Source organism: Novosphingobium sp. 9U, assembly GCF_902506425.1.
Taxonomy (GTDB): domain Bacteria; phylum Pseudomonadota; class Alphaproteobacteria; order Sphingomonadales; family Sphingomonadaceae; genus Novosphingobium.
Map to the genome: position 1 here is coordinate 25,881 of NZ_LR732497.1, position 13,982 is coordinate 39,862.

The following is a 13,982-nucleotide window of genomic DNA, read 5'->3' on the forward strand; positions in this document are numbered from 1 at the left end:
GACAGTCAAAGGGCGACTGCGGCATCCTGGCTTGCAGCAACAAGGGCGGAAGGATGAGGTAGGATGGCGATCCGCGTGCATGATCCCGATGCGCTGCACTGGCGGCGCATGGGCGACATTCCGATGGGCTCGATGCGGAGCTACATCGACGCTTCGGAGCTGGAGGGCTACATCTGCTTTCACGAGGCGGGTACCGCGACTTCCATGCAGCTCATGGAGTTGCGCCTGAACCCGAACACATGCATCGCGCCACATTCCCACGACGAGGACGAGATCTATTTCGTCGCGGAAGGATCGCTGAACTGGGAGGATCGATCCCTTGTGGCTGGTGGCTCCATCTTTCTCCCGGCGAGGGTGACCTACTCCTTCCGAACCGGGCCAGAGGCCACACGGCTCCTGAACTTCCGAGCACGCGCGGACCACAGCTTCAACCCGGCGCAAGCGAGCGACCAGAATGCGCGCGTTCGCGACCAGTTCTCGCAACAGGCACCGGACTATGCGAAGCTCATCGCCGCACAGGGAGCGCAGCCCCGAGCGGATCCGCTGATCGAGCTCATGGACCCGCAACCTGGCGACAGAGTGCTCGACGTCGGGTGCGGCTCAGGGCAGCTCGCGGTCACTGTTGCGCCACGTGTGGCCAAGGTCGTCGGGATCGATCTTACCCCGGCCATGCTGGACGAGGCACGGTCGCACGCCGCGGCAGCAGGCGTCGAAAACGTCCACTGGGAGCTCGCCGACTCCGTGTCGTTGCCGGTCGACGACGCCAGCTTCGACATAGTCGTGAGCCGCTCGATGCTCCACCACGCTGCCGATCCGGCCAGAACGCTGGCCGAGATGCGGCGAGCCTGCACACCCGGCGGCCGTATAATCGTGTCGGACCTTTCACCGGACCCCGCCAAGTCCGCTGCTTTCGACGCCATCGAACTGCTCCGCGATCCCTCGCACAAGCATGCCCTCACCCTAGGCGAGTTGCAGGCGCTCGGACGTGAGCTGGGTCTCGTGGAGACCGTCGTACGGAGCAGCGCCACTAGCCTTCCGCTTGAAAGCGTTCTCGCGACGTCGTTTCCGGCGGAAGGCATGCTCGATCACGTACGGGCACTGCTTGGACGCGACGCTGCTGCGGGAACTAACGCGCTAGGAATGACGCCGGAGTTGAGGGAAGGCCAACTCTGGGTAACCTATCCGATGATGACGATCGGATGGAAAACAGATGGGTGACCGAGTTGGCGACGGCTGAACGATGGTCTAGATTCCCGCATCTCTCGCGGGCGCGCTAAGGGCTTGCTGTAGCAGAATCTCCACTCGCGTTCCGTTGCCGACATTCGCCGTTGCTCGCGCGAGATCAAGCGATCTTGAGCTGGATGGTCGCAGTCTGTGGCATCTAGTCGGGGTTTGACTAGATGCAGCTGGTTCGCGATGCCACGCCAATGCGCTCCCGCTCATTCGGAGTAACTCAGCATGATCACCATCCTCGCTGCTCTGCTAGGTGCCACGGCTAGCTGCACGTCTGTTCCTGGTGCCGACGAGCTATGGCAACCGACAACGCGGTGGGTGATCGTGGGCGAGATGCACGGGACGAACGAGATTCCGGCCGCTTTTTCCAACTTGATCTGTCTTGCTGCAGCAACGAAGCGCCCAGTTACGGTTGCTCTCGAATATCCTGCTGATGGCCAGGCGATCATCGATACCTACCTTGCTTCAAACGGAAATCCTGAAGCTCAAGCCGCGCTGCTGACGTTACCGCTCTTCAGCACGAGAATGCAGGACGGGCGTGGAAGTGTTGCTTTTCTGCGGCTTTTCGACACTTTACGCCACATGAAGCGGGCGGGGCAGATCGAGAGCGTAGTCGCTTCCGACGTCGGCCGCTCCACTTCGCCCGGACAAGACCGTGACGCAGCTATGGCGAAGTCCTGGATGGCCATACCAGCAGCCCAAAACGGCATCGTTCTGGCGCTGGTCGGCAACCTTCACGCGATGCGTAAGCCAGTGGCGCTAACAGGGCGCACCATCATCACGGCAGGATCGCTCATGCCTGCTCGGCAGACGGTCACGGTAAACGTCACTGGCAGCGGAGGCGAAGCTTGGAACTGCCAAGCAGACGGATGCGGCGCGCATAAGAACGGCCGACCACATCAGAGGGCTATGGGGATCACCTACTCCACGGATCCAGACCGCCGCTGGGACGCGTCTTACGAGCTAGGCGTCCCTACCACGGCGGCTAGACCTGCGCATGACTCAAGTAATCGATAGCGCTGGCACCGGAGCTCGCGGAGACTGACGCGAGCGCCACTCCACGCCGCCAGCCAAGACACAAAACCTCACTGCGGATGTCCGTCCCCACGCGCTTGCGTTCCCGCCGAGCTAAGCTTGGTGAAGTCGCCGGCGTCCAGGTGAACGGATCGCCGGAGCTGGGACGCGGGAAGGACCGCCTGAGTGACCGCTTCTGGGTTTGCTCGAAACAGCCGCAGGGGAGGGCGGCGATCCCCCGTTCCCGCTCCACAGCGCCCTGGGCCACGAGAGGACGTCACTTGCCCTTTGATCCTAGAAGAGCATCACGGAGCCGCACCATGGTCTCGAACTGGCGATCACCTTGTGCAGAGTGCTCAATCAACATGCCCTGCTGGCTGAGTTCGGTTTTGACCGGTGAGGGTGGGGCTGGCACCATGCCGGGTGGAGCAGGCGGCGGCGGCGGCGGTGGCAAGGAGCACTCGTAAATCGTTCTAGCGTCTTTAGCCGCACCATCAGCGACAGCCTGCTTGTAGTCAGCGTATAACTCCGTTCTGCGCAGAGATTGTAGGAATGCACGATCTCGATTGGCCCGAGCCAGCACGTAGCTTTGCACCACTTCCGGAGCACAGTGCGGGACGACGAACATCTGATAGTCTTCGACTGCCTCGCGAAAGGCCGCGCGCGTCTCAGGGTTCATCGCAGGTCGCGCTGCAACTTGTTGGGAGAGCAACAAAGCCGTGAGCACGGCCAGGAGATCATGACGCACTTAAAGCTCCTATAAGGCCCATTCTAACGTCCTATCATCCGAGCGCCGGCTTTCCACCATCTTCAGCCAAAAGCTGGTCGGCAGGAGCCGCCCCAGCTTCCGCTGTTGACATGAGCGATACACAATTTTGTGAAACGTCGGCCTCTGAACTGCGGGAAAGCAAGCGCTATGTTGACCCGATTGTTGGCGCTGGGAATCGCTACCCCACTTGCTCAGCTTCCCGCGCAGGCGGCCCGACACGTGGGAGGAAGAAGCAACGATCAGATTTCTGGCAGCACATGGGAGGTGGTCAGTGTTGGCAACCAGCCGGCTCCTCGCCGGTCCAAAGCACCTGCCGCCACCCTACTTATGGGTGGGGACGGGGGCGATAGCAGGCACATGGGAGTGCAACGGCGGCAGCTCAGCCTATGTCCGCTGGACGAAGGCGGGCGGATTCATGGGCACTGGCGGCCCCATCATATTTACCGCAATGGGCTGTTCGGAAAGGGACAGGACCGACTTTGCCGGAAGTTTCTGGCGTCCGATGGGCAAAGCCCAACGATGGGAACGGTCGGGTAAGCTGCTTACCATCCACGCAAGCGACGGAAGCGTTGCACGTTTGCGGCTGATATCCCAACGGCACTGACCAGAACGGCAACACCCGCCGCGAGCGGCCAGTCCGCTCTCCACCCTTTTGCATGGCTGGACGAGAGGGTCGGCTCGGCCAATGCGGTCGGTCGTTCAGAGATGAATGGAAGGAAGAAGTTGGGAAGCGGGCAGGGCGGTCTGAATGTCCATTTGTGGGTCCTGCTGCTTGAGGCTGTGGAATAGCAGCACAATCGGCAGCTGGCGGAGGTCTCCACGAGAGGCCGAGCGACGTCATGGTGCCGAACGCGCCCCGGTGCCGTCAGCCCGCCAGCGGGCCGAATTCCTTGCGCAAGTCGAGGTCGAGCGTGAACTTGCCTTGGGCGTCGAAGCGTATGAGGCCGAGTGGTGCGAAGCGGCGCTCTATGCCGTGTGGCGCGACGGCGGCTGGCTCGTCCCCTTTCTGCAGCCACAGGATGTCACCTATCGCGGTCCGCGCGGGGATCAGCCAGTGGTCGCCGGGGCGATAGCGCGAGGGCACGTTTTCCGGCGAGGGCGGGAACCGGACGGATATGCCGTCCTCCAGCGTGATCCATTCGTCCTCGACGAGGGCTAGCGCGCCATCGACAAGGCGCCCTGCGCCGGCGGAGGCGGGGCGCTGGCGGTGATCCCAACGTCGCAGCACCACCTCGCCGCCTGCAGCATCGAGTGCGGGTGCGCCGTCCAGTTCGAGCTCGATCGCCTCGTCGTCGTACTGGACGACCTTGAACAGGCTCGCGGCCGCGCCGTGTCTTTGAGCCGAGCCTTCAAGAGAGACGATGTCGCCCACACCCAGGCCGAAGCGGGCGTCATGCCAGCCTTCGGCAAGTCGTACTCGCTTGCCGGCGACCTGCTCGACCGCGAACAGGACCGAACCGTTCTCGCGCGACCAGACGAAGCTCGCGCCATCCCCCGCGGTGCCCTCGCGCCAGATCTCTACGCGGTAGAGCTGGTTCTCAACACCCCGATAGGCTGAAGTCGGTCCGACCAAGCAGGGGTCGTCGCTTCCCGCCGCAGCGGGATCAATCGCACGCGCCGCCAGCAGGCCGCGGCCCGGTGGTTGCAGGCGGTCCATGATCACGCGCCAATCGCCGCCTTGCTGGAGCGTGGCGGCATCGTCGCGTGAAAGTTCCGACAACCGCACCGCCCAGACTGTCTGCGCACGGCTGGCGGTGTCCTGGCCGGCAAGCGCCACTTCGGCGATCCGCCTGGGATCGTTGGCCCGTAGCGGGCTGTCATGTTCGAGCGCGCTCACATGGCGCTCCCAGACGTCGAGCCAAACGAAATGGCTACCCTCCTTCGGCTGTGCGGCGGCAAAACCGGGCTGGGCTGGACGGTCCTTACCGTCACCCCGAAAGTAGACCGGCGCGACGTTCTCGATCCGCCAGCCATCGACGTAGTAGCTACCCGGACTGATCGCGAAATCGAAGGTCATGCCGTCCGCCTCGCTGAGGCGGAACGTGCCCTTGGGACCGCCGAACGGCCCGATCAGATCGGCGGCGAGTTGGCGGATCAGCCGCAGCTGGATCGCCTGGCGCTCGTTGCCGTCGGCGTCGATCTCGATGCGTCCCTGCTGCTGGAGCACGCGTGTGAAGCCGCCCAGCGCGTCGAAGCTGTCACGTGAAAAGTCGCCTCTCATAGTGTACCCTCCCTCAATCTGCGAACACAACGCCTGCGTCCGTGCCGGCCGGCGTGTACTCCGCCAATCGCTGGATCAGTGCCGCCACTCGCCACGGGTTCTGCAGATGGTTGAACACGCCCATTTCCGAGCGATCTTCCGCGCCGCGCACGATCGCCGGGTCGCAGCGCTGGTGCAGCCGGGCGTAAGTCGGCGTGCCGTAGCGCAGACTGTCGAATACCGGCCGGACCGCGCGGCGTGCCGCGGCGAAGTCGGCCTCGGACAATTCGGTCGGGGGAGGGGCGGCGGTGCCGGTGGGGAGCGTGTCTTGCTGCCCGGCGTTGACCGGTGCCGCATGCTCGGCGCGCAGTGTGGCCTCCGCGAGGTCGGGCTGGCAGCGATACCGGCGCGGCGTGCGGCTGCGCGGCGCCACGTAGGAAAAGCGCATGCAGCCGCGCTGGCGTCTGGCAATGGTGACGGCGCCGAGAAAGATCGAATTGTCGCCCCGATCCAGCTGGTGCGCCATGACGCGGCCGATCACGGTCGAGCGCACGACCTCGAGACGCGCGAAGGCAGGCCGGCTCCCGGCCGCACCGATCGCCTCGCATTGCGGGTGATCGCAGTCGATCCCGGTCGCGTCGATCACGCTGTCGGACACGCGCAGTACAGTCGGATCGGTTGAGACTTCGTCGTTGTTTATCTGGATCGAGCCGGTCACGCAGCGCTCGATCGAGATGCAGGCAGGGCAGTCGATCGACTCGACGCTCGGCTCGGAGGGCCGTCGCGGATCGCAGTGGGGGCCGAGTGCCCAGCCCGGAACCAGGGTCGTGTGGCGCAGTGTGAACGAGGCGAGCGCACCTTCCAGCTGGATGCCGCGCCCCACCACCAGCAGGCCATCAAGCACCAGCCGGCTGTCGACCTCTCCATGGACGAAGAAGTTGTCTGCCTGGCTCACTTGCCAGTCGAGCAGGCGCAGCACCGGGCGACGGGCCTGGCCGGCGCGGATTTGCAGGCTGGCGTTTGGCGCGAGGTAGATGGCAAAAGGCGCGGTGTAGATGCCGCTGTCCTCGATCTCGATCACGCGCGCGGGCGGCTGTTGCGGGTCGGCCACCACGGTACCGTCGTCCTGCGCGATTCCCGCATAGGGCGCGAGCGCGGCCTTCAACTGGTCGAGCCCGCGCACTGTGACGATCTCGGCGCCCGGCGTGCTCGCCAACGGCCGGATGTACTCGCCCCCGCCGATGTCGGCGCTGAAGCCGGTGTGCCAGGTGACGGTCACGGGTCTGCGAGGGATCTGGCGCGGCGGGAACGCGATGCGGCCAAGCTCGGGATCGACGGCGATGTGGCCGCGGGGCGGCTGATAGCGCCAGCCTTCCAGGTTCGCCGGAATGATCCGGTGAGCGGGGAGCAGCCCGTCGGCACTCTTGATGTCGCCCCAGCCCGGCGCGTGGATGGCGAAGCCGGCGACGCGGCCGCTTGCATCGGGCTCGGCGAAGTGCGGGTCTGCTCGCCCGCTGCGTTCACCGCGCGATCGTGGGGCCGAGAGCATGTGCCGGGTCAGGCGCAGCGGGTTGAGACCGGGCGCGTCGGTCCGCAGGAACAGGGGCATGTCTGCTGCCAGCGCCGAGAACGTATAGCAGTGCGGTCCGGCCTCCTCGCGACAGGCGGCGGGCTGGTCGGTCAGCGGGAAGCTGCGCAGCCGCCAGACCTCCAGCGCGACTTCGTCGGGCGCCGGCAGGCCGGGGGCGCGAGCGGAGCCGGCGCGACGCACGTCTACCAGGCGTGCCAGACGATCGCGGTGGCGCCCGATCCGCGCCAGCGCGCCGCCGCAGCGTATGTCGACAAGGCGTCCGCGATCGGGCCGGGCGAGGCGCAGCGACTGAGTCTGGCTGGTCCGCTCGCCGCATTCGAATGCCGTCGCGGGCCAGCCGGCGATTGCCTCCGCCAGGTCCTCCAGCAAGCGCAGCGTCCCCTTGCGCCGGCGCCATGCGATCGTGCGCGCGACCTCGCGGCGGACGGGGACGGCGCCGGGAGGTGGCACTTCGCCGCTCGCGGGCGCGTAGCCGACCAGCTCGCCGAGGTACGGCGCCGCCCACTCCTCGCAGGTCTCGATGAACCAGTTGTCGTATGTGCGGCCGATGTCGGCTTCGATCAGGCTCGCCTGCTCGGCGATGATCTGCAGCAGGGCGCGCAAGGGCTCGCCGGCCTCGCCATCGCGACGGCGGTGTATCGCCGGAAGCAGCTCGTAGATCGCATCAAGGTTCATCGCCGCGCCTCCCTCAGGCCTGCTGGTTGAGCGCGATCGTCTGCGCTCCGCTGCCGACGAGCGTGACGAGCTGCGCGGGCTGGATCGTGCCGTCAGGCCCCATGCGCGCCGGGGCGGGGCGGATCACTGGCGCGACCTGCTCGAGCAGAGCGATCCCCTCGGCGATGGCATCGGGTGTCGGCACGTCGCTGGCGCTGAGTGGCGGCAGGGTGCCGAACACGTCGAGATCGACGCGGGTGACGCCAGGTACGCCCTGGATCAGCGCGATGATCTCGCTCGCGGCCATTGCCTGGCCGAAATCCCGTGCATGGTAGCCTAGTGCGCGGGCCAGCGCCGCGCGCACGTCGCTGCTGACCCGCTCCCACAAGCGATCCTGCGCGATCGCCACGCGCGCCTCGATCACCACGGGCAGCAGTGCGCGGGTCGCGACCTGGAGTGGCACGGCCGGGTCGCCCAGTTCGCGCAGGCTCCTGCGCAAGGTGCGCATCAACTCGCTGTCGAGATCGACCGGAGCATCGTCGATGCCGCCGAGGGTCAGGTGGACCAACCGGCGCCCGCCTGCGGGCACGATCGTCGTCGTGGCTTTCTCGATCCCGGCAAAGCCGCGCGCGAAATCGGCGTAGTCGCTCAGCGCGACGAGCCGGCCGAGCGCCGCCGAGGCGATCGGCACGTTGCGGCGCACGAGGTCCGGTCCCTCGGGATCTGCGCCTCCGGTGGCCGCTACCGGGTTCACCACTTCGCGCACGCCGAGCGGCCGATCCGCCAGTTGCGCGATCTGCCCGGCGCGGAGATTGCCCGAAGCGCCCAGTTCCTCGCGATAGATCGCCGCGACGTTCAGCGTTCCGCTCGGCAAGCGCGCACCCTCGCGCCCGTCGCCGAAGCGGATGGCCGTCGATCCGTCAGGCAGCACGCTCTCGACGAAGACCCTGTCCTCTGGTCCCAGGTCGATGAAGCTCTCGGCTCGGGCCCACTCGACATCCTCGACGTAGACGCGCGCCGTACTGCGCGAGCCCCTGGCGTTGACCGCGGGCAAGTGAGTCACGGGGGCGTGCTTCAGAGCGAAGGCCTGGTTTGCTACGGTCGCATCGCCATTGCCAAGCGGCTCCCGCCGGGTCTGGCCCTGCGTCGCGCGGACCACGTTGCCGTAGACCTGCAGCGTCTCGCGGCGGTAGCAGTACGACAGGGGCCGCTCGAGCGTGACGGTGGTATAGCTGTGGCTGGCGGTAACGTGTCCCTTCTCCACCTCGCCGACGGCCTGGTCGGGCGTGCTGTGGCTGACTGCCGCGATCATCGCGATTTCGGCGCCTTCCAGGCCGGTGACACCGGGAACGTCGGCCCGCTCGCCGCGCAGGGCGATCAGGCGGCCAGGCTCGATCCCCATCGCCAGCACGTCGAGCGCCAGGCCTTGCGTGCCGTCGCAGACGGGATCGGCCACAGGCGCCTCGGCCAGCGCCAGTTCCTCGCTGGCGGCATAGATCGCGGTGCGGCGGACGATCGCGAAGCTGTCGTCCCCGCTCGGCTGCGAAGCCATCGCCAGGTGGTTGATAGAAGGGCTGTCGCTGTCGTCATCCTCGTCCCCGTACTTGAGCCAAGGCCGGTCGATCTCCACCTCGGTGCTCTCGCCCGACTGGCCGTATTCGGCGCGAGTCAGTTTGGGAAACACGCGCCGTGCCTGCGCCACGATCGTCTCTCCGGTGGGTGCGACGCTGGAGTGTGCCAGCGACACGGCTGCGCAGTCGAGCAGGAGCCAGGACCCCGGCAGGATCGTGTCGTAGGCACCATCGAGGTGCAGGACCGATTCTTCCTCGCTGTGGCGCGGCCTGACGATGCTCCAGTCCGGCAATTCGGCGACGTAAGTGATGACGGCGCTGTCGGTGGGCTTGTACTGAGCGGTGCCGCTGGGTCGCGGGAAGTTGCGGCCGAACGCGCCGGCCTGCACCCTGAGAGCGTAGACGCGCAACGCCGGCTGCTCATCCGCGCGCTGGACGCCGGCGAGCGCCGGCGCGAGATTGTTCGCCAACTGCGGATTGGCGGCCGACAGCAGAGAGAACGTGCCTCCGCTGTTCGCCGACAACTCGTCCCTGGCATTGTGCGACAACCGCTCCGCGCTTGCCAGCGGCACCGAAGGGCGGGCGAGCAGCCGCTCCCACAAATCCGTGTCCTGATCGTCTTCGCCGCTGGACCCGCCACCCGAGACGCCGTTGATCACCAAGGCTGGCGGGGACTCTGCCGCAGGCAGCTTCGTCGCCGCCACCTCGCTGGCTTGCTTGAGCCAGGCCCGGCTCGGGGGTGAAAGCCGGCGATGCAGGAGCTCGCCCACGCTCGCGTGCAGCCGCGCCCATTCGGCGGCATCGTCGTCATCGACACGCGCCAGCGTCGCCTTGACCTCGGCCAGCGCCGTATCCTGCGGCGCATCGGCCAGCAGCGACATGGCGACTTGCCCACTCTTGGCCCAGCGCTCCAGCGTGATCCGGGTCCGCTGTCGGTCCGGCTGTTCTTCGACCCGCACGATCCGGAATGGCCGGGGCTCAGCGCCGTCGGCCGAAATCAGCAGCGGCAGTCCGGCCTTGAGCCGCGTGGCGGTTCCCTCCAGCCACAGCGTGCCGTCGCGGACGTCATGCAGGTCCTGCGGCCGGGTCTGGCGCATGGGCAACCGGTTCCATGCACCTGATGCCGCGAAATCGTCCGAGGTCTCGAAGCTCTGCGGGGTCTGTCCTTGCCCGGGTATCGACTGGGCGCGGGTACCCGCCGGGATGACGATGGGCGCGCGCGCGAGCGGGTCGAGCTCGAAGGCAAGGCACGTGCTCGACCCTAGGCCCGGCCGGGGCATGTAGCCCGGCAGGCTTGCCAGTTCGTGCAGCGATCGCCCCTGCCGTGCGGTGCGGAGATAGCCCTCGTTGGCGATCCGCTCCTGATAGAAGGTGAGCACGTCTGCTGCGCAAGCCCAGGCATCGAGCAGCGCCGGCACCGCATCGTCGCTCCGCGCCGTCAGCTTCGCGAGCGGGCGGGTCGTGACCGTCTCGGTCGGCTGGCCGGCGCTGAAGACCTCGTGCGCCAGCACATGGGAGGTGAGCCGCGCCTGCAAGCTTGCCAGGAAGGTGCCGTGCGTGCCGATGCGGGTGGAGAGCTGCGACAATCCCGGCCGGTTCTCATGCGCCTCGGGCACCAGCGCCTGCACGCCGTCGCAGCACCCGCAACTGGCGTCCGAGACGGCGCCGCATCCGCATCCACATCCGAAGCTCATCGTCCACCTCGCACTTCGAGTTGCAACGAGGCCGGCTCCAGCACCGGCAGGTTTTGCGCGCCGAGCCGGAGCACCTCCAAGCTTTCCATCTCGCCGTCACCTGCGACGAAGCGTCGGCCGAGGTGCCTGAGCGTCACGTGGGCGACACCTTCGACGCGCTGCGCGGTAGCGACGATGCGGCTGGCCGCGATCGCGTCGCCGAAAGTCCAGTTGTCGGGTGCGAACAGCCCCTGCGGTCCCAGCGCCCGGCGAAGCGCTGCCGTCACCAGCTCGCGGCGATGCAGCGGGTCGACGCAGACCAACAGCGATATCGCCAGCGCCACCTCTCGCGCCGGCACCGCGCGTAGGTCGTGACCGATGCGGCGATAGTCGCGCAAGTGTCGCTCCACGGCGCGGAGCAGGCCGAGGTCCGCCGTCCCGCCGCCGATCGGGTCGATCGCGATCTGGACTTCGTGCGCGGCGCCGGATCGGCGCATGACCGCGGCCGCGCGCTGGACTTCGCCCGCGAAGTCGCGCTCGATGATCGCGGCGTAATCGGCCGGGACGATCGCCCGCTCCAGACGCGCTCGATAACGGCTCGGTGCGGCGAGGCGGGCGTGCTGGAGCGTCTCGGGCGCGACGCCTCCGCGCAAGGGGAGCGGGTTGCCGACCTTAATCGCCAACCCGTCGCGGAACCCTTCGCGGAATACGACAAGCCCCAGCGCGTCGCTGCCGAGGTTGGTGTCGGGTCCGTTGCCCGTGCGGTACGTCGCTGCAAACTGCTCGCCCGCCGCTGGAGCGAGGCCGCAGGCGCCGTCGCCGAAGCGCAGCCAGGCGGTGCCGTCGTTGTCGACCTCGACCACGAAGTGCGCGTCGGCCGGCCCGCTGCCCAGCAGGTCGCCCACCGCGGTCCAGGTTTGATCGGCGCGATTGGCGAGCGTGCTGGTCAGCGTCACTAGCGGAATGCCGTGCTCGGGACCGTCACGCAGCAGACGGTTGGCGGCGCCCTGGCGGCAGTCGCCGGTCCAGTGCGGTACCGGCACCCTCCAGGTGAGGTCCGGCGCGGGCAGCGCAGGACGAAAGGGACCTGCCAGCTCGCGATCCTCGGCCGGATCACAGGCGGTGCCGCAGACGCGATCGACGCCGTCCGAAGGCACGGCCGGCCATTTCGCCTTGCGCCGCAAGCCGGCGCCGACCAGTGCGACATTGCCGTAAGCCACGCTGACGGCTTCGATCCACTGACAGTCGGGAGCCTCGGTTACGCTGTCGAGGCATAGCGCGAAGGGCAGGGCGTCCTGCGCGCACCATGCCACTTCCCAGAGCGGCGTTCCATCGAGCGGGTCGGTCGCACGCGTGGCGCGGGTCAGCCGGACGGCATGGCGCCGCGTGGGGTCGGCGTCCTCCGGTCGCCCGGTACGCGGTCCTCTCACCTCGGCCAGCACGAGGACCTGTCCGGGCGCGAGATCGAGACCATGCGTCTGCGGCGGGGTATCGGGTGGGCCTTTCGCCTTGCTCGTGATCCGCCGGGCGGTTGCTGGTTCGGCGGTGTCCGGCTCTTCCGGTGGCACTTGCGGGCCGGGATCGACCAGCGTCGCACCGGTGGCCCCTTTCGGAAGGCAGCAGCCCGTCTCCCGCCAGCGGTGCAAGGCGATTCGATTGCGCACCTCGCGCAGCACCAGCGGTTCGGCCAGGACCGGCTCGTACGCGATCTGCGCCACGGGCGCCTGCGCCTGGTACGTCTCGACCGCGACGGCGCCGTTTTCGATCCCTATGACCGGCGTCACGAAGAAGGCCTGGTCGGGCGCCAGCGTGATGTCGCCGGCGATTTCGAAGGTCGCCCAGCCTTGCGCTGCGGTGCCCTCATGCAAGGCGTAATCGACCAGCCGCGCATGGCGGCGCACCGAGATACGCCGCCGCGCGGTGCCGAGGTAAGCCTCGGTCGCGACCGCGTCCTGGTAGTAGCTGAGCTGGTCGGCAACCGTGGCGATCGCTTCGACAAGGGTGATGCCGAGATCGGCGGCATGGCGCTCGGTCGATTCGGGGAGAGTGAGCGCCATGCGATCAAGCATGAGCCGCCGAAATCCCGCGTAATCGCGTGCGAGATAGTCGATGTTGGGCACCGCGAACGCTGGCGGCGGGCAGTGCCTGGCGTCGGCGCAGTCGATGTCGGATGGACAATCCGCGGTGAATGCGAAGCGCACTTGTGCGTAGCGGGAGTCGAAATCCTCTGGCACCCGCCGGGGTTCGCCACGCTGGTCGAGAGCGCGGATCGCCAAGGTGTAGTCGCCAGGACCGGCGGGACGGTCGAGCCAGACAGTCATCACATCATCGAGCCCTTCGTCGTCGCTGCGGTCGATCCGGATGTCCCGCACGGTGATCGCACGCTGGTCCGGGCCGCCGGTGACGGTGACATTCGCCGGTTCGAGCCACTCGGGCGCATGACCCAGGAACGTGACGCGCAACACCGCCTCGGCAAGATCGACTTCCACCTCGTCCAACCCGTTGAGATTGGCGCCGCGCACCGCCGTGCGACGCGGTGCGTCGGAAGTGCAGGGGCTGCACGGCGCGCTCACGAGACCGGCTCCGCGATCGGAATGACCACGCTTTGCGGTGTCCCGCTCTCACGCAGCACGTAGTCCAGCGCAACGAAGAGCGACTCGCCCTCGGCACTGATTTCCAGCCTGGCGACGTCGATCACATCGCCAAGGTAGCGCTGCAGCGCGGCGCGGGTGGTGAACACCAGGGCGGTCGCCAGTTCGGGTGCGTTCGGCGCGAAGACGGCGTGGTAGAGCCCGCTGCCGAAGTCGGGCCGCATCACCCGCTCGCCCGGACGGGTGAGCAGCAATTGCTCGATCATCTGGCGCACGTGCTCTTCGCGGGTGGCCCCGGTCGTGCGGCCGCGCGGGTCGAAGCCGAAGGGGAAGGCGATCTCCATGGCGCGGCTCACATCACCGTCACGCGCGCGAACGGCGCGGTTGCGTTCATCGGCGTTCCGGTGGGCGCACAGACCGAGCCTGCCGGGGCGATCACCAGCGGCTGGCCGTTCGAGAGCACGCGGGTGCTGCCCGTGAGCCAATGCCCGGTGACGCAAGGGCCGTTGCCGGCGGTGGGAGGCGGCATCGTGCAGCCGGCGATGTTCCAGATGGTGGGTTGCAGCACGCTCGGCTGCCCGCCGAAGGTGACGCGCGGGTTGGGCGCGGCCGCGACCGCCTGGCCAAGGTGGCTGCACAGCACGGTCGATCCGAAAGGAACCGGCGATCCCGGCATGGTCTGCTCT

9 protein-coding genes are annotated in these 13,982 nt (G+C 67.5%); 2 read left to right on the forward strand and 7 right to left on the reverse strand.

What is annotated here, in order from left to right; genetic code table 11:
• Nucleotides 1-63 precede the first annotated feature (63 nt).
• Complete coding sequence (locus GV044_RS15960) at nt 64-1,218, forward strand: methyltransferase domain-containing protein (protein ID WP_159872691.1); 1,155 nt, start codon at nt 64-66, stop codon at nt 1,216-1,218.
• A gap of 240 nt (nt 1,219-1,458) precedes the next feature.
• Entirely contained in the window at nt 1,459-2,250 is a 792-nt protein-coding gene (locus GV044_RS15965; RefSeq protein WP_159872693.1) for a hypothetical protein, read from the forward strand.
• A 274-nt stretch (nt 2,251-2,524) separates the two neighbouring features.
• Here the strand turns inward: GV044_RS15965 and GV044_RS15970 are convergent, their stop codons facing one another.
• The 7 genes from GV044_RS15970 to GV044_RS16000 all read right to left on the reverse strand — a co-directional run bounded on the left by GV044_RS15970 (nt 2,525) and on the right by GV044_RS16000 (nt 13,972).
• Nucleotides 2,525-2,995, reverse strand: coding sequence for a hypothetical protein (locus GV044_RS15970; protein ID WP_159872695.1), 471 nt, complete (start codon nt 2,993-2,995; stop codon nt 2,525-2,527).
• Between the two features lie 886 nt (nt 2,996-3,881).
• The gene (locus GV044_RS15975; protein ID WP_159872697.1) at nt 3,882-5,237 is read right to left on the reverse strand and encodes a DUF6519 domain-containing protein; all 1,356 of its coding nucleotides are present in this window, start codon (nt 5,235-5,237) and stop codon (nt 3,882-3,884) included.
• Between the two features lie 13 nt (nt 5,238-5,250).
• Nucleotides 5,251-7,482 carry a hypothetical protein gene (locus tag GV044_RS15980; protein WP_159872699.1) on the reverse strand — a complete coding sequence of 744 codons (2,232 nt, stop codon included), beginning with the start codon at nt 7,480-7,482 and terminating at the stop codon, nt 5,251-5,253.
• 13 nt (nt 7,483-7,495) lie between these two features.
• Nucleotides 7,496-10,726 carry a putative baseplate assembly protein gene (locus GV044_RS15985; protein ID WP_159872701.1) on the reverse strand — a complete coding sequence of 1,077 codons (3,231 nt, stop codon included), beginning with the start codon at nt 10,724-10,726 and terminating at the stop codon, nt 7,496-7,498.
• The gene (locus tag GV044_RS15990; RefSeq protein ID WP_159872703.1) at nt 10,723-13,278 is read right to left on the reverse strand and encodes a putative baseplate assembly protein; all 2,556 of its coding nucleotides are present in this window, start codon (nt 13,276-13,278) and stop codon (nt 10,723-10,725) included. The genes GV044_RS15985 and GV044_RS15990 overlap by 4 nt, the downstream gene beginning before the upstream one ends.
• A complete protein-coding gene (locus GV044_RS15995) occupies nt 13,275-13,640 on the reverse strand; it encodes a GPW/gp25 family protein (protein ID WP_159872705.1) in 366 nt (121 codons plus the stop codon). Before GV044_RS15995 ends, GV044_RS15990 begins: the two co-directional genes overlap by 4 nt.
• Before the next feature lie 8 nt (nt 13,641-13,648).
• A complete protein-coding gene (locus GV044_RS16000; RefSeq protein ID WP_159872707.1) occupies nt 13,649-13,972 on the reverse strand; it encodes a hypothetical protein in 324 nt (107 codons plus the stop codon).
• Between the last annotated feature and the right edge of the window lie 10 nt (nt 13,973-13,982).

Excerpts from the sequence above, each read along its gene's own strand:
- GV044_RS15985 (WP_159872701.1), bottom strand. The coding sequence starts at position 10,726 with ATGAGCTTCGGATGTGGATGCGGATGCGGCGCCGTCTCGGACGCCAGT.
- GV044_RS15965 (WP_159872693.1), top strand. The coding sequence starts at position 1,459 with ATGATCACCATCCTCGCTGCTCTGCTAGGTGCCACGGCTAGCTGCACG.
- GV044_RS15975 (WP_159872697.1), bottom strand. The coding sequence starts at position 5,237 with ATGAGAGGCGACTTTTCACGTGACAGCTTCGACGCGCTGGGCGGCTTC.
- GV044_RS15980 (WP_159872699.1), bottom strand. The coding sequence starts at position 7,482 with ATGAACCTTGATGCGATCTACGAGCTGCTTCCGGCGATACACCGCCGT.
- GV044_RS15960 (WP_159872691.1), top strand. The coding sequence starts at position 64 with ATGGCGATCCGCGTGCATGATCCCGATGCGCTGCACTGGCGGCGCATG.
- GV044_RS16000 (WP_159872707.1), bottom strand. The coding sequence starts at position 13,972 with ATGCCGGGATCGCCGGTTCCTTTCGGATCGACCGTGCTGTGCAGCCAC.
- GV044_RS15995 (WP_159872705.1), bottom strand. The coding sequence starts at position 13,640 with ATGGAGATCGCCTTCCCCTTCGGCTTCGACCCGCGCGGCCGCACGACC.